Here is a 16,888-nt window from a genome sequence, read left to right on the forward strand (position 1 = left end):
TTAGTTATTTCACCTTCTCAAAAATAAAATCAATTCGAAAGTCATCAGAAGAAATGATGGCTTTTAATTGTTGATTTTCAATGAAATAATGAATCTTTTTCGGGAATTCATTTTGTGGGTTTTCGCATACAAAAGAAGTATCTGTTTGCGATGTAAACTTGAAATAAGTAGGCGTTTCATTCACGTTTGAAACCTTTAAATGCAAGGTGTCATTGATTTCAAGGATGCTCATCTGTTCATTAAAAACTGTTTTTCCGTTGTTGATGGTAATTCCCATTCCCGTTAAATCGCTTTTCCAATTTTCGTAGGTTTTATTGCCTTCAGAATCGTTTAAACGAATCCAATTGCCAATTAAAAATGTTGGTTTTGATGGTTTTTTTACTTCTTTTTGGCAATTTACCAATAAAATAGCACAAAAAAATACGACTAGAGTTCTCATAAAAATTAGTTTCCTTTTTTCAAAGATACCTATAAAAATTGTAAATTCGCAACCTTAGAAAAGAGGACACCATGATTGAAAAAATTCGTATTGTAAAACAGCGTTATGATGAGGTTTCTGACTTGATTATTCAGCCAGAAATTATTTCTGATCAAAAAAGATACATACAATTAAGCAAAGAATACAAAGATTTAGGAAAAGTTGTTAAAAAAGGAAATGAATACATTTCACTTTTGAACAGTATTGATGAAGCAAAAGAAATTTTGGCAGATGGTTCAGACCCAGAAATGGTGGAAATGGCAAAAGCTGAAATGGATGAAGCACAAGATAAAATTCCTGGTTTAGAAGACGAAATTAAGTTTTTATTGATTCCTAGAGAGCCTGAAGATGCTAAAAATGCTGTAGTAGAATTGCGTGCTGGAACTGGAGGAGATGAGGCAAGTATTTTTGCGGGAGATTTGTTCAGAATGTATTCAAAATATTGCGAAAGCAAAGGTTGGAATGTTTCAATTGTTGATTTTTCGGAAGGAACCAATGGCGGATTCAAAGAAATTCAGTTTGAAGTAAATGGCGAAGATGTGTATGGAACTTTAAAGTTTGAAGCAGGTGTTCATCGTGTGCAACGTGTTCCACAAACGGAAACGCAAGGACGTGTTCACACTTCTGCTGCTACTTGTATGGTGTTTCCTGAGGCTGAAGAATTTGATGTTGAAATCAATCCAAAAGATGTTCGAATTGACTTTTTCTGTTCATCAGGACCTGGAGGTCAATCTGTAAATACGACGTATTCTGCAGTTCGTTTAACACACATTCCTACAGGATTGGTGGCACAATGTCAAGATCAAAAATCACAACATAAAAACAAAGAAAAAGCATTCAAGGTATTACGTTCGCGTTTGTATGATATTGAGTTGGCAAAAAGACAAGAAGAAGATGCCTTAAAAAGAGGTTCTATGGTTTCATCTGGAGACAGAAGTGCAAAAATCAGAACCTATAATTATGCACAGGGACGTGTTACTGACCATAGAATTGGGTTGTCTTTGTATGATTTGCCAAATATTTTAAATGGTGATATTCAACGAATTATTGACGAATTGATGATGGCAGAAAATACTTCAAAACTGAAACAGTTGGGTGATGGGTTTTAACTAACCATCATTACATTATAAAATACAAAAGCCTCTTAGATAGAGGCTTTTTATTTTTAAATCAATAAATTTTTATTTCCCAAACAAATGAATTTCTGTAAATGTTTTATCAACCACAATTTCTTGGTGTTTGTTTCCATTGCTGTCTTGTAAATCCACTTTTACGTTGTCAATTTCGAAAGAGGTAATTTTGAATGGCAAGTTGTGGAATACAATTCTGAAATTGTTGTATTGCGCATCAAATTTTCCTTCTTTGTGTTGTTGAATTATACATTCATTTTCTTTCCCTGTAAATTTGAAGGTACGCAAACTATAACGTCCTTTTTTATAGTCATAGCCATCATGTGCATCATCGTATAATTTGGAGGTTTCTTTGCCTATTTTGAAATACACATCCAAGGTGATTTCATCAAATTCTTTTTCGCCAACATATTGTTGTATAGGATATTTCGGAATCACAGCACCTTCTTTGATGAAAATGGGCATGCTATCCAAATCTGCATCTACCCACATTTCTTTTCCTCCTTCTACGATTTCATCTGTCCAGAAATTATACCAATTTCCTCTAGGAACATACATTCTTCTTCCTTTGGTGTTGGGTTCTAAAACTGGGCAAACCAAAATTTTATCTCCATATACAAATTCATCACTTCTGTAATGTGTGTGCACATCTTCTTGATCAAACAATACCAAGGATTTCAAAATCGGAATTCCATCATTGATATAATCCCAAAAAGCAGTGTATAAATACGGTAATAATTGGTAACGCAATTCAATGAATTTTCTGACGATATCCGTTATTTCATCGCCAAAAACCCAAGGCTCTTGTTCTCCATGATCTCCAGAAGAATGTACTCTACAAAACGCGTGAAACACGCCTAATTGAATCCATCTTGCAAATAATTCGCCTTGAGGTTGTTCTGCAAATCCACCAATATCACTTCCTGCAAAAGAGAAACCAGACATTGCCATTCTTTGTGCTTGCACGTTTGCAATCCATAAATGTTCCCAAGTTGCCACATTGTCTCCCATCCAAGTGGAGGTGTAACGTTGTGTACCAGAATAAGCGGCTCTTGTAATGACAAAAGGACGTTTTGGATACGCAAATTTTTTCAATCCATGATAGGTGGCTCTTGCCATTTGCATTCCATATACATTATGTGCTTTTCTGTGACTGCAAGGATTTCCATCAAAATCATGACGCACATCATCAGGAAATGTTTTGTTAGGAACTTCCATTACTGCAGGTTCGTTCATATCATTCCAAACACCTTTTACGCCAATATCTTCAATCAATTCTTTAAATAATTCAGACCACCATTCACGCACTTCTGATTTTGTATAATCAGGAAAATAACATTCACCAGGCCACACTTTTCCTTTCATATAAGGACCATCAGCTCTTTTACAAAAATAATCTTTGTCTAAAGCTTCTTTGAAAACGCTATATTCTAAATCGATTTTAATTCCTGGATCAATAATTACAACCGTTTTAAAACCATCATCTTCCAATTCTTTCACCATTCTTTTTGGGTCTGGAAAATGGTTTTTATCCCAGGTAAAACAACGAAAACCATCCATATAATCAATATCCAAATAGATGGCATCACAAGGAATTTTTAAATCTCTAAAAGTTTTGGTGATTGTTTTTACTTCACTTTCTGGAAAATAACTCCATTTACATTGATGAAAACCGAGTGCCCATAATGGAGGCAATGCATGAGGTTTTCCTGTTAAATCCGTATAATTGGCAACAACATCTTCCATTTTTGGACCATAAATGAAATAGTAATTCATTTCACCACCATTTGCCCAAAAACTTGTTACATTTCTGCGTTCTTGCCCAAAATCGAAATGAGTTTTGAAGGTATTGTCAAAGAAAATTCCGTACGATTTATTATCTTGAATGGCTGTATAAAAAGGAATCGCTTTGTAAATAGGGTCTGTATCTTTTCCAAAAGCATACGAATCTGTTACCCAGTTTTCGAAACGTTTTCCTTTCATATTTACGCCAACAGGTTTGTCTCCCAAGCCATAATAGCTTTCTGAACGTTGACAAACTTTGCTCATTTTTACGATATCACCTCCAAATTCATAACTTTCTTCCCAGTGAAAACCAAGTTCGTCTTCGTTGATGAGTTTTAAATCAAGGGCATCATAAATCTTAATTTGCAAGCTCAATTTTTCTACTTTACAAATTAGTTTTGAAGTTTTGATGATGTAATGATCTTTTTCTTCAGTAACCTCTAAAAAATTATATCCTCTAGAAGCGTGAATGGTAATTCCGTAAGAAAAATCATTGTCAAATTTTCCAGTAGTGGTATATCTAAAACGAATAACGCTATCTCTGACAACAGTTACTTGTAAAACAACATTATTTTTGGTAGTGAAAAAAAGCGTGTCAACTACTTTTTTATAATTGATTATTTCTGATGGAAATAGATTTCCTTTTTGTTCAAGTTCGGTATTAACAATCATTTTTTTTTGCTTGTTTTTTTAGTCGTGTAAAAATCGTAAAAGTTTAGAAAACAGTCTTTGTTTTTAGCTATTTTTTACGACAACGTTTGCGTGTAAAAATACTATAAATCAATGAAAATTCACAATCTGTGATGAGAATTTAGACATTCAAGACCAATTTATATTCCTATTAAAAAAGGCGATATATTTTTATAATATCACAAAAAAACATCCCTTTTTTGAGAATTCAAAAAAGGGATGTTTTGTTTTTTATTGAAATTTGAAAGCCATCATCGCTAATGGAGGTAAATCCAACTCTAGTGAATGTGCTCTTCCGTTCCATTCTCTAACTTCCGTTGTCAGATTTTTGTTTTTATAATTTCCTGAACCATGATATTTTGTGGCATCACTATTAAAAACTTCTTTTAAAGTGCCTTCTTTTGGAAGTCCAATTCTGTAGTTTTCTCTTGGAACTGGGGTCAAATTCAATACCACAATCACGTTGTCTTTTTCATGTTCTCCTTTTCTGATATAGGTCAACACCGAATTTTGATGATCTCCATGGTCAATCCATTCAAAACCTTCATGCGAAAACTGTTTTTGATACAAAGCAGGTTCTTTTTTATAGAGTTTATTTAAGTCTTTTACCAAGTTTTGTGCGCCTTTGTGAACATCATATTGCAACAAATGCCAATCTAAACTTGTTTGGAAATTCCATTCCGAAGTTTGTCCAAATTCTCCTCCTTGAAACAATAATTTTGTTCCAGGATGTGTGTACATAAAACTATACAACAATCTCAAATTTGCAAAACGTTGCCACTCATCACCAGGCATTTTATCGACAATGGCTTTTTTGCCATATACTACTTCGTCATGAGATAAAGGCAGCATAAAATTTTCGGTAAAAGCGTAATTCAAACTGAATGTCAAATCATTTTGATGATGTTTTCTGTAAATAGGTTCTTTGGCAAAATATTCAAGAGTATCATGCATCCAGCCCATCATCCATTTCATTCCAAATCCTAAACCGCCATCATAAATTGGACGTGAAACTTTTGGAAATGATGTAGATTCTTCTGCAATTGTTTGCACGTCAGGGAAAGAAGCATAGACTTCTGTATTCATATCTTTGATAAAATCGATGGCTTCTAAATATTCTCTTCCACCAAACATATTGGGTTCCCATTGTCCTTCTTCACGTGAATAATCTAAAAATAACATGGATGCAACAGCATCAACTCGCAATCCATCTGCGTGAAATTGGTCTAACCAAAAAATAGCATTACTGATTAAAAATGCTTTGATTTCATTGCGGCCATAATTAAAAATCAAACTTTTCCAATCTTGATGATAGCCTTTTCGCTGATCTGGATGTTCGTATAAATGCGAGCCATCAAAAAAACCTAAGCCATGATCATCAGAAGGAAAGTGAGAAGGAACCCAATCTAACAAAACACCAATGCCTTTTTCGTGAAATTTATCCACCAAATATTTGAATTCTTCTGGATATCCAAAACGTGCTGTGGGTGCAAAATACCCAACCAATTGATATCCCCAACTTGGGTCATAAGGATATTCCATGATGGGCATAAATTCTACATGCGTAAAATTCATTTCTGCCACATAATTTACCAATTCATCTGCCAATTCTACATAACTCAAAAATCGATTTTGAGCAACTTGCTTTTTCCAAGAACCCAAATGCACTTCATAGACAGAAAAAGGCGCATCTAATGCATTGTTCTTTTTTCTGTTTTTCATCCATTTTACGTCTTTCCAATCATAGGAATCTTTCCAAACAACAGAAGCTGTTTTTGGTGGATGTTCGCATCTGCGCGCAAATGGATCTGCTTTTTCGGTTCTGATATCGTTGTTAGAACTGTGGATTTTGTATTTGTAGATATTTCCTTTTCCAACACCTGGAATAAAACCTTCCCAAATGCCACTGCCATCCCAACGCACATTTAATTGGTGTTCACCTTCCAACCAAAAATTGAAATCTCCAATAACGGAAACCATTTTCGCAGTTGGTGCCCAAACCGCAAAATAAGTTCCTTCTTCACCATCAACAGTAATGATGTGTGAACCAAATTTTTCATATAATCGATAATGCTTTCCAGCTTTGAATAAGCTAATATCAAAATCTGTAAAAAGACTGTGTACTTTTGTTTTCGTCATGTTTTTATGAGTTCAAAATGTTTGCAATGCCTTTTAATGGAATGATTGTCCATTTAGGTCTTGAGTTAAGTTCGTAGCCAAGTTCATAAATTGCTTTTTCTAATAAGCAATATTTCAATAAATAAACTCTTTCATTGGTATAGCCAATGGATAGATTGGCCTGTTGTGTAATTTCTCTGTAGGTTTCCAAAAAAACAGCTACTAAATATTTATAAATCAGTTCTCCAAATTCGAAAAGCGTTTCTTGAGAAGAAGAAAATCGGTCTTGATGATTAAAAATTGTTGCATAAATCGCATAATGAAAAGAGCGAAATAAGCCAGCCACATCTTTCAATGGAGGTTGTTTTACTTTTCGATCTCTGATGGTACTTTCTGGTTCGCCTTCAAAATCGAGGATGCAAAAATCATCATCTTGCACTAAAATTTGCCCTAAATGATAATCGCCATGAATGCGAATGCGTTCACCTTTTAGTTTTGTCCAATCAAAATTCACCAATTTTTTACGGATGATATTTTTGTTTGCCAAAAATTCTTTGGCAAGTTGCAATGAATATCCTTCTAAATGATGGAGATTATTTTCGGTTAAATTCAATCGATTTTGGAATTGATACGTCAATCTATTTTTTAACCAAACCGAATAATCATTGTTAAAACGAGTAGGAGTGAAGGCAGTTTCTTCGAATTCTGAACCCAAAGCAATGTGCATTTCTGCGGTTCTCTGCGCTAACAAAGAAACTTTGTTGAGCAAATTCAATCCAATTAAATCAATTATTTTTTCTGGAAGTTCTGAAATTTTTCTTCTTTCAAAAACAGTTATGTCAGGAAAATCAGTAAAAACGGGTTTTTTAGTATCAATATTTTGATAAATTAGTTGTAATTCTTTCAAAAAATATTCCCAAGCATCTCCTTTATTGGGAAACAATTTTTGCATCAAACCAATAGTTACGTTGGTATTGTCAGAATCAATGATATTGATGCTTCCTAAATACGGAGGTGTGTGTTTAAATTCCTTGATGTCAGACAAAAATCGGCTCATTTCGTAATCAGGATTTTTGTCAGCATAAATTCTTCTAAAAAATTTTAAGATAAATGTATTGTTGTAAATGATGGAAGTATTGCTTTGTTCAACGCCCATAAATCGCGAGGATTCATAAGGTGGAAATTCAAAATTATCAGATTTGTGATATTGCACAGGTGTTTTGTCAACTGGCAAAGCAGCTGAAATTCTATGATACACAACTTTTCTAAAGGCTTCTAAATGAATGGCATCAATGATAAAACCTTGCTGATTTTTTAAATTTATTGGTAAAATTCGATTTTCTTGCGCAAAGGTTTCATCGGAAACAAAAGCAATTGGTAAAAAATAATGATGATAAAAAGCTTCTTCAAAATCAACCTCTAATAACAATCCAAAATAGACTTCATCATGATGTTGAATTCGAAAATAATCACTCAACTCAATGTATTTTAGTTTGCTAGATTTTCCTCCATACCAACGTTGTTTTACGATATAATCCTCTAAAACATCAGCTAAAAAAACCTGAATAAACGCTTTGTCCTCCATTAAATTTTCCCAATTATTATTGGAAGAAAAAATAGGAAATTGAGTGTTGGATGTTTCTTGTTCGAGCATTCTTATTTATTTATCTTAAAAATATGAAAAGGCAATGTAGGATGTATTTCAACGTAATTCCATTCATTGTACCAATTATAACAATTTCTAGTCACTAAATCTTCTACCTCAATTTTTTGACCATGATGAATTTGTACATCCTGTATAGGCAATTGTACTGAACCTGATTGTGAATGATACGCATCCAAACTGATAATAGTCAATGTTTCATTGGTTTTTGCATCATTCCACTTATAAAAAGCGATTAATTGATCGTTTCCAGTTTCTAAAAATTTTATATTATTGGTTTGTTGATAGGATTCTTGTTGTTTTCTGATGTGATTTATTTTTGTGATTAAAGCTGTGATTTTATTTTCTTTAAACCAATCATAATGACACAATTGAAACTTTTCAGACATATAATATTCTTCTTTTCCAGGAATTGGAGTGCTAATCATTTGCTCAAAAACAGGCCCATAAATTCCAATATTTGAACTTAAAGTAGCTGCCAACGCATAACGTTGCAAGTACCTAGATTCTGGAGCACCTTGCAAATGAAAAGGATTGATATCAGGCGTATTTGGCCAAAAATTTGGTCGCATAAATTCACGTTGATTGGTTTGTGTCAATTCGTTCACATATGCCATCAATTCATGTTTTGATTCGCGCCAAGTAAAATAAGTATATGACTGTGTATATCCTTGTTTTGCCAATTGTTGCATAATTTTTGGTTTCGTAAAAGCTTCTGCTAAAAACAAAATATCTGGATGTTGTTTTTTCACTTCACTAATCACCCAATTCCAAAAATAATACGGTTTTGTATGCGGATTGTCCACTCTAAAAACTCGAATTCCACAATCAATCCAATACAATAAAATGTCTAAACATTCTTGCCAAAGGTTTTTATAATCAGCTGTTTCCCAATAAATTGGTAAAATATCTTGGTATTTTTTGGGTGGATTTTCAGCATATTGTACGGTTCCATCAGGTCTCCATTTAAACCAACTTGGATGTTCTTTTACCCAAGGATGATCAGGAGCAGCTTGCAATGCAAAATCCATGGCAATTTCAATTCCCAACTCAGTTGCTTTTGCAATTAAATGTTTGAAATCGTCTAAATTTCCTAATTCAGGATGAATGTCTTTATGGCCTCCAAATCGTGAGCCAATTCCCCAAGTTGAACCAACATCACCTTCTTGTGCAACTGTGGTATTGTTTTTTCCTTTTCTGTTCACTTCACCAATAGGATGAATTGGCGGAAAATATAAGGTATCAAAACCCATTTGAGCTACTCTTGGCAACAAACGATGGCAATCATTGAAAGTGCCATGAACGCCTTCCTGTTCTGAAGCTGAACGTGGAAAAAATTCATACCAAGTTGAAAATAGTGCTTTTTTTCTATCCACATACACTAGAAATTCTTGCGAACAATTTGTAAGTAATTTTTCAGGATGATGTTTGAAAACCGAGTGCAATCTTTCAGAAACAGCTTCTTTGATAGCTTCATTATAATGTTCGCTATTTTTGAAAATAAAAATCAAATGCAACAAATAATTTTTATCATCTTCATTCACATTTGTTAGCATGTTTTCTAATAAAACTGCCCCTTCTAACAACTCCGAATTTACGTGTTGATAATCGTCAATTTTTCGTTGAATTCCATGTTGCCAATTCAAGGCATAATCAACCCAACCTTCTACTTTATAGGAGTAAAAACCTTGTTTTATGGTTTGAAAACTGGCTGAAAATTCATCATTAAACGTTGGATTCATTCTGGTTTCAGACCATTTTTTTTCAGATTCATGTTTGTATAGCAAACTTGCCTGAATCACATCATGACCATCTACTAAAACATCAGCAGTGACAGGTACAATTTCGTCAACAACACGTTTTATAAAAATGTTTCCACCATTGATTTGAGGCGCAACATTTTCTACAACAATTCTACTTTGATTTTGCATTCAATTAACTATTTAAAAAAATGAATTATTAACCTATATTCGTTCCTTTTGCAATGGTTGCTTCTTTTTTGATAACCACAATTCCATCTTTTACAACATAGGTATCTGTCTCTGTATCAGCTAAATGTTTTCCACCATTAATGCGAACATCATCACCAATTCTGCAATTTTTATCGATGATACAATTGTGAATATAACATCTATCTCCAATTCCCATCATAATTTCAATATGATTTTTTTCAACAGATTTTAAGGATTCATAATAATCACTTCCCATCATATAAGTATTCGAAATCAGCGTATTTTTTCCAATTCTTGAACGAATTCCAATCACTGATTTTTCAATCTTTTCGGCTAAAATGATACAGCCATCACCAATGATTGTTTTGTTAAAAATGGTTCCAGAAATTTTGGATGTTGGTAAGATTCTAGCTCTTGTAAAAATAGGTTTATTATCAAATAAATTGAATTGTGGAACATCATCTGTCAAACCTAAATTTGCTTCAAAAAAGGAATCAATATTTCCGATATCAGTCCAATATCCTTCATATTGATAGCTCAATGTTTTGTGATTTTTGATAGCTTGCGGAATGATTTCTTTTCCAAAATCATTGGTATTTGGATCTTTCATCAACTCTTCTAAAAGACTTCTGTTGAAAATATAAATTCCCATAGAAGCCAAATAATCTCTGCCCTCGTTTTTCATTTGTTGACTTACTTCAGATGTCCATTCAGGTAACAAATCAGCAGAAGGTTTTTCGATAAATGAAGTGATAAAATTTTCTTCGTTGGTTTTTAAAATTCCGAAAGAAGTAGCATCTTTTGCATTTACAGGATACGTTGCAATGGAAATTTCTGCGCCACTTTCTTCGTGTGCTTTTACCATTTTATTAAAATCCATTTGATACAATTGGTCACCAGATAGAATCAAGGCATATTCAAAATCATTTTGTAAAAAATGGTGCATACTTTGTCTTACAGCATCAGCAGTTCCCTGAAACCATTTGTCACTATGAATCGTTTGTTCTGCAGCCAATACATCCACAAATGCAGAGCTAAAAAAGCTAAAATGATAGGTGTTTTTGATGTGTTTATTTAATGATGCAGAGTTAAATTGTGTTAAAACATATACTCTTTTGATTTCAGAATTGATACAATTAGAGATTGGAATATCAACCAATCTATATTTTCCAGCAATGGGAACAGCTGGTTTTGATCTGTCTTTTGTTAAAGGATACAATCTTGAACCTTGTCCACCTCCTAAAATAATTCCTAATACTTTGTCATTGATCATTTTGATGCTAATTTTAATGATTTATATAATTCTTCAGTTTGTTTTGCGATTGAAATCCAATCAAAATAATCTTCCACACGTTTTCGACCTTTTTGAGCCATGGAATTTCGTAATGTTGGATTATTGATTAATGTATTAATTCCATTTGCCAAATCTCTAGCAAATTTATCAGGATGTACAGGCTCAAAAGGAGCTTCCGTTTGTTGTTCAACAGGAACTAAAATTCCAGTTTCACCGTCTACAACAACTTCTTTAATTCCGCCAACAGCACTTGCAACAACAGCAGTATTACAAGCCATTGCTTCTATGTTGATAATTCCAAAAGGTTCGTAAATGGATGGGCAACAGAAAACGTCTGCATGAGAATACAATTGAATGACTTGATTTTTTTCGAGCATTTTGTCAATCCAAATGATGTTTTTTCTGGTTTTTTTGATTTCGTTTACAGCTTCTTCCATTTCAATACCAATTTCTTTTGTATCAGGAGCACCTGCACACAAAACGATTTGGGTATTTTCATCAATATATTTGATAGCATTTACCAAATGAATAATGCCTTTTTGTCTGGTAATTCTTCCCACAAAAAGAACGTAAGGTTTTGTTTTATCTACTTGATATTCATCCAAAGTTTCGCTTTCTGAGGTAGTGATATATTGCTGCAAATTGATGCCATTATAAATCACTTTTACCTTTTTCTCATCAACATTAAAATATTTTAAAACGTCTTCTTTGGTTTCTTCAGAAACTGCAATCAATGCATCAGCCATTTCAATTGCCGTTTTTTCTATCCAAGAAGAAGCGTCATAACCACGACCTAATTGTTCTCTTTTCCAAGGTCTTAAAGGTTCTAAGGAATGTGTAGTGATTACCAATGGAATTCCATAACACAATTTTGCAACAATTCCTGCAAAATGCGCATACCATGTGTGGCAATGCACAATATCAGCATCAATAAAATCAGCATTCATATGCAAACCTGTGCTTAAGGTTTTGAAAACTGCTTTTAGTTTGTCATCAGCAGCATCAAAAAGTGGATTCTCATAAGGAAATCCTTTTACGGTTAAATTCCCCTCAATAGTATCTTGATTTCCAAAACTCCGAACTTCAACTTTCATTAGTTTTGATAACTCTTCAGCCAAATATTCAACGTGTACGCCAGCACCACCATAAACATAAGGAGGAAATTCTCTTGTAAAAAAAAGGGTTTTCATAAATAGTTGGTAGTTTTTTATGGTATTGATTGAGTTTATTTACAGCCCATTAAGGTATAAATTAGCAATAAAACTACAAAATATTATGATAAGGAATTTGTAATGATAAAATAATTGTCAGTTTGTTAATAATAGAATGACTATTTGAGAAAACAATATTGATATTTTAATGATATTTCAATTACATAAGAAATAATGTAAATTTTAACTATAAAATCTTAAGAATTTCTATGTTTATTAATTTCGTCTTGTAATTGTCTTCGTAATTTTTGTTCTCTTTCTATTGATTTTTTTCGATATACTTCAAATTCTTCCTCAACTGTAATTAAATTTTCTTGCGCTTGTTTTGTCAAAACATCACTTCTGAAAAATTTAAATACAAAGAAACCCAATCCACTTCCAAGTCCAATAATGATTGTCCATAAAAGTAAGCTGTAGGTAATTTTGCTCAAAGGAATTCCAAAAAACGAAATGGTATCTTCTTTTGATAAAGCATTGTCCAGTTCCAATTGCATTTTGGTCATGGATTCATTTAAATATGCAATAGATTCGCGTTCGTCTTTTAGTAAATTTTCTAATTCAACTAGGGCTTTTTTTGTTTTTTTTATAGAATCTAAAACATTGTTTTTCAAAAGAATAAACGCATCCTTATCAATAACTTTATAAGTTTGATAGGTGGAAGAAATTCGAAACATTTTATCAAATTGACCTTCAATAGTTTTGGGTTCTGTGATGGGTTCTGTGATTTCTGTTTGTGAAAATACAGAGTTTGATAATAAAATCAATAAAATAGCGGATATAAATAGTCTCATTTTGTGATTTTTGGAGTGTAAATGTATAAAAAAAACCCAAACAATCGTTTGGGTTTTATTATAAGCAAGTATTATTATTTATTTAATTTTCTCTACAACTGCCTTAAAAGCTTGTGGATTGTTAACAGCCAAATCTGCTAAAACTTTACGATTTAGTTCGATTTGATTGGCTTTCACTTTTCCAATAAACTGAGAGTAAGACATTCCATGCAAACGTGCAGCAGCGTTGATACGCGTTATCCACAATGAACGGAAGTTTCTCTTATTGTTTTTACGGTCTCTGTATGCATAAAGCATTCCTTTTTCAACCGCATTTTTTGCTACTGTATAAACGTTTTTTCTACGTCCGAAGTAACCTTTTGCTGCTTTCAAGATTTTTTTTCTTCTATTTCTTGAAGCTACTGAATTTACTGATCTTGGCATAATTCAAATTGTTTTTGTAGTGGGCGGTTTATTTAGTTGTTGGTTTTTAGATTTTAGTTGTTGGTCAACTAATAACTTAAAACTTAAAACTTAAAACTCTTTTTTTGCCTCACTCCATGGTTAATAATTAATTCCCTAATAAACTTTATTTCAAGTTTAATTGTCTCATGATGCTAGCCTCATCCGACTTGTGTACTAACGTGTCGTGAGTTAACTTCAATTTACGTTTAGTAGACTTCTTTGTTAAGATGTGACTTTTAAACGCATGTTTTCTTTTGATTTTACCAGTGCCAGTTAGTTTAAAACGTTTCTTAGCACTTGATTTGGTTTTCATTTTAGGCATTTCTCCTTCGTTTTTATCTTGCTTATAAATTTATTTTTTTCTGAACTTTCTTCAGAATCGTGTTATTTCACTTTTTTTGGAGCGATAAACATAATCATACGTTTACCTTCTAACTTTGGAAGTTGCTCAACTTTTCCATGTTCTTCAAGATCTTGAGCCAATCTTAACAATAAGATTTGACCTTGTTCTTTGAAAATGATTGAACGTCCTTTAAAAAATACAAATGCCTTTAATTTTGCACCTTCTTGTAAAAATTTCAGGGCATTTTTCTTTTTAAATTCATAGTCATGTTCATCAGTTTGAGGTCCAAAACGAATTTCTTTTATAACCACTTTTGCAGCTTTTGCTTTCAACACTTTTTCGCGTTTTTTCTGCTCGTACAAAAATTTCTTATAATCGATAATTTTACAAACTGGTGGTTTTGCATTGGGAGAAATTTCTACCAAATCAAGTTCCATTTCCCTTGCTAGTAATTTCGCTTTTAACAAAGGATATACACCAACTTCTACGTTTTCGCCTACAAGACGAACTTCATCAACATATCGTATATTTTCATTAATTCTATGTTGATCTTCTTTTACTACTCTTAAAGGTCTAGATGACCTAGTTTTTTTAATTGCTATGACGTTTAAATTTAAATTTAACTTATTCCTGTCTCCAGGTTTTTGATTGTCTATTTTATTTTAGAACTCTAAAGTATTAAAATTTCTTTAGAGTTTTATCTTCTTCTTTTTTGATAAATTCTACAAACTCCGCTATTGTGAAAGTTCCTATATCTCCTTCACCATGTTTTCTTACAGATATTGTTCCAGTTTCCTCTTCCTTTTCACCAACAATTACCATAAATGGTATTTTAGCAACTTCAGCATCTCTAATCTTTCTGCCAGTTTTCTCATTTCTAGTATCTAAGAGGGCGCGAATTTCGGAATTTTCTAGCGATTCTAAAACTTTTTCTGAATATTTTTGATATTTCTCACTGATTGGCAATAAGATAACCTGATCTGGAGTCAACCAAAGAGGGAAATTTCCTGCTGTATGCTCCAATAACACTGCAATAAATCGTTCCATAGAACCAAAAGGCGCTCTGTGAATCATTACAGGTCTGTGCAACTTGTCATCTGCACCTTTATAGGTTAAATCGAAACGTTTTGGTAAATTATAATCCACTTGAATGGTTCCCAACTGCCAACTTCTTCCTAAAGCATCCTTTACCATAAAGTCTAATTTCGGACCATAAAACGCAGCTTCACCTTCTTCAATAACAAAATTAAGTCCTTTATCAGTTGCTGCACTGATGATGGCTTTTTCTGCCAATTCCCAAGTTTCAACATCGCCAATATATTTGTCAAGGTTTTGCATATCTCTGATAGATACTTGCGCTGTGAAATTCTCAAAACCAAGAGAACCAAATACATACAACACTAAATCAATCACATTTTTAAATTCTTGATCTAATTGTTCTGGTGTACAAAATATATGAGCATCATCTTGTGTGAATCCTCTAACTCTTGTCAATCCATGCAATTCTCCACTTTGCTCATATCTATAAACAGTTCCAAATTCGGCAAAACGTTTTGGTAAGTCTTTGTAAGAATAAGGTTTGAAATTATAAACTTCACAGTGATGAGGACAATTCATAGGTTTCAATAAAAACTCTTCGTCCATTTTCGGAGTTTTGATTGATTGAAAACTATCTGCACCATATTTTTCATAATGACCAGAAGTAATATACAATTCTTTTTGTCCAATATGAGGAGTCATCACCATTTCATAACCTGCTTTTTTTTGTGCAGCTTTTAAGAAATTTTCCAATCGTCCACGCAAAGCAGCTCCTTTTGGTAACCATAAAGGCAATCCAGCTCCTACTTTTTGTGAAAATGTAAATAACTCTAACTCTTTTCCTAGTTTTCTGTGATCACGTTTTTTTGCTTCTTCAATTAATTCTAAATAATCAGTAAGCATTTTTTGCTTTGGGAAAGAAATTCCATAAACACGTGTCAATTGATTATTTTTTTCATCACCTCTCCAATAAGCTCCAGCAACATTTGTGATTTTCACAGCTTTTATAAATCCAGTATTCGGAATATGTCCTCCTCTACATAAATCTGTAAAAGTATTGTGGTCACAAAAAGTGATATCACCATCAATCAGGTTTTCAATCAACTCAATTTTATAAGGATTGCTTTCTTTTTGATACAAAGCCAATGCATCCGCCTTTGAAACTTCTCGCATTTTAAATTCATGTTTTCCACGAGCAATTTCTAAGAATGCATCTTCAATCTTTTTGAAGTCTTTTTCTGATAACGTTTCTTCCCCTAAATCAATATCATAATAAAAACCATTTTCTATGGCAGGCCCAATTGTAAGCTTTGCATTTGGATAAAATTGCAAGATAGCTTCTGCTAAAACGTGTGCAGAAGAATGCCAAAAAGCTTTTTTGCCATTTGCATCATCAAACGTATATAAAATAAGAGTGCCATCTGATGTTAGTGGAGTAGAAGTTTCAATGGTTTTTTCATTAAAACTTGCTGAAATAACATTTCTAGCCAATCCTTCACTGATACTTTTTGCAACATCCATTGGAGTGCTATTGATAGGAAACTCTTTAATACTTCCGTCAGGTAATGTGATTTTGATCATTATTGATGATTAATTTTATGGGCAAAGATATTAGAAATGGATATTTCTTACAATTATTTAATACATATCTTGATAAATCTTTCAGATGTGGATTTAGTTTCTAACCTAAAATTTGGTAGATATTCAATCAAATAAACTACTTTGATGTTTTAATAGAATATTTTTATAAAATACAATTCTCTGACAATTAGCATTCTAATATAAATGTCAAATTTATTTCTAACATTTCTCCCAAAAAATTTGTTTAGGGAAAAAAAAGAGTATTATCTTTGCAGTCCCAAAATAAATGGGTGCACGTTCAGGAGTAAGTATTTAGAGGGTTTAGAAAAAGAATAAAAAAAAATAATTTTTTTTATTGTGGGAATAAAAA

At 32.7% G+C, this 16,888-nt stretch carries 13 protein-coding genes; 1 reads left to right on the forward strand and 12 read right to left on the reverse strand.

All coding sequences use genetic code 11. The features are described from left to right. Window positions 1-4 precede the first annotated feature (4 nt). A complete protein-coding gene (locus IU405_RS03300) occupies window positions 5-439 on the reverse strand; it encodes a DUF6265 family protein (RefSeq protein ID WP_197437188.1) in 435 nt (144 codons plus the stop codon). A 71-nt stretch (window positions 440-510) separates the two neighbouring features. Between IU405_RS03300 and prfA the strand changes: the two genes are divergently transcribed. Next, on the forward strand, window positions 511-1,587 hold the full coding sequence (gene prfA, locus IU405_RS03305) for a peptide chain release factor 1 (RefSeq protein ID WP_197437189.1): 1,077 nt from the start codon (window positions 511-513) through the stop codon (window positions 1,585-1,587). 72 nt (window positions 1,588-1,659) lie between these two features. On the opposite strand, the gene IU405_RS03310 is transcribed toward prfA, so the two are convergent. The 11 genes from IU405_RS03310 to thrS form a co-directional block, all read right to left on the reverse strand. Further along, window positions 1,660-4,065, reverse strand: coding sequence for a glycoside hydrolase family 31 protein (locus IU405_RS03310; protein WP_197437190.1), 2,406 nt, complete (start codon window positions 4,063-4,065; stop codon window positions 1,660-1,662). A 249-nt stretch (window positions 4,066-4,314) separates the two neighbouring features. Continuing rightward, window positions 4,315-6,222 carry a 1,4-alpha-glucan branching protein GlgB gene (glgB, locus tag IU405_RS03315; protein WP_197437191.1) on the reverse strand — a complete coding sequence of 636 codons (1,908 nt, stop codon included), beginning with the start codon at window positions 6,220-6,222 and terminating at the stop codon, window positions 4,315-4,317. A 4-nt stretch (window positions 6,223-6,226) separates the two neighbouring features. Then, window positions 6,227-7,855 (reverse strand): trehalose synthase, encoded by a 1,629-nt coding sequence (locus IU405_RS03320; protein WP_197437192.1) that lies wholly within the window; start codon window positions 7,853-7,855, stop codon window positions 6,227-6,229. Window positions 7,856-7,857: 2 nt separating this feature from the next. Next, window positions 7,858-9,795 (reverse strand): alpha-1,4-glucan--maltose-1-phosphate maltosyltransferase, encoded by a 1,938-nt coding sequence (locus IU405_RS03325; protein WP_197437193.1) that lies wholly within the window; start codon window positions 9,793-9,795, stop codon window positions 7,858-7,860. 28 nt (window positions 9,796-9,823) lie between these two features. Further along, the gene (locus IU405_RS03330) at window positions 9,824-11,089 is read right to left on the reverse strand and encodes a glucose-1-phosphate adenylyltransferase (protein ID WP_197437194.1); all 1,266 of its coding nucleotides are present in this window, start codon (window positions 11,087-11,089) and stop codon (window positions 9,824-9,826) included. Next, window positions 11,086-12,300: a glycogen synthase gene (gene glgA / locus IU405_RS03335; RefSeq protein ID WP_197437195.1), complete on the reverse strand. Its 1,215-nt coding sequence runs from the start codon at window positions 12,298-12,300 to the stop codon at window positions 11,086-11,088. The genes IU405_RS03330 and glgA overlap by 4 nt, the downstream gene beginning before the upstream one ends. A gap of 218 nt (window positions 12,301-12,518) precedes the next feature. Then, the gene (locus IU405_RS03340; RefSeq protein WP_197437196.1) at window positions 12,519-13,112 is read right to left on the reverse strand and encodes a hypothetical protein; all 594 of its coding nucleotides are present in this window, start codon (window positions 13,110-13,112) and stop codon (window positions 12,519-12,521) included. Between the two features lie 78 nt (window positions 13,113-13,190). After that, window positions 13,191-13,535 (reverse strand): 50S ribosomal protein L20, encoded by a 345-nt coding sequence (gene rplT, locus IU405_RS03345; RefSeq protein ID WP_197437197.1) that lies wholly within the window; start codon window positions 13,533-13,535, stop codon window positions 13,191-13,193. A gap of 145 nt (window positions 13,536-13,680) precedes the next feature. After that, window positions 13,681-13,878: a 50S ribosomal protein L35 gene (gene rpmI / locus IU405_RS03350; RefSeq protein WP_105047205.1), complete on the reverse strand. Its 198-nt coding sequence runs from the start codon at window positions 13,876-13,878 to the stop codon at window positions 13,681-13,683. Window positions 13,879-13,940: 62 nt separating this feature from the next. Beyond that, entirely contained in the window at window positions 13,941-14,495 is a 555-nt protein-coding gene (infC, locus tag IU405_RS03355) for a translation initiation factor IF-3 (protein ID WP_317193343.1), read from the reverse strand. Window positions 14,496-14,577: 82 nt separating this feature from the next. Then, window positions 14,578-16,518, reverse strand: coding sequence for a threonine--tRNA ligase (thrS, locus tag IU405_RS03360; RefSeq protein WP_197437198.1), 1,941 nt, complete (start codon window positions 16,516-16,518; stop codon window positions 14,578-14,580). Between the last annotated feature and the right edge of the window lie 370 nt (window positions 16,519-16,888).

This window comes from Polaribacter sp. BAL334, from assembly GCF_015767435.1.
Taxonomy (GTDB): Bacteria; Bacteroidota; Bacteroidia; order Flavobacteriales; family Flavobacteriaceae; genus Polaribacter.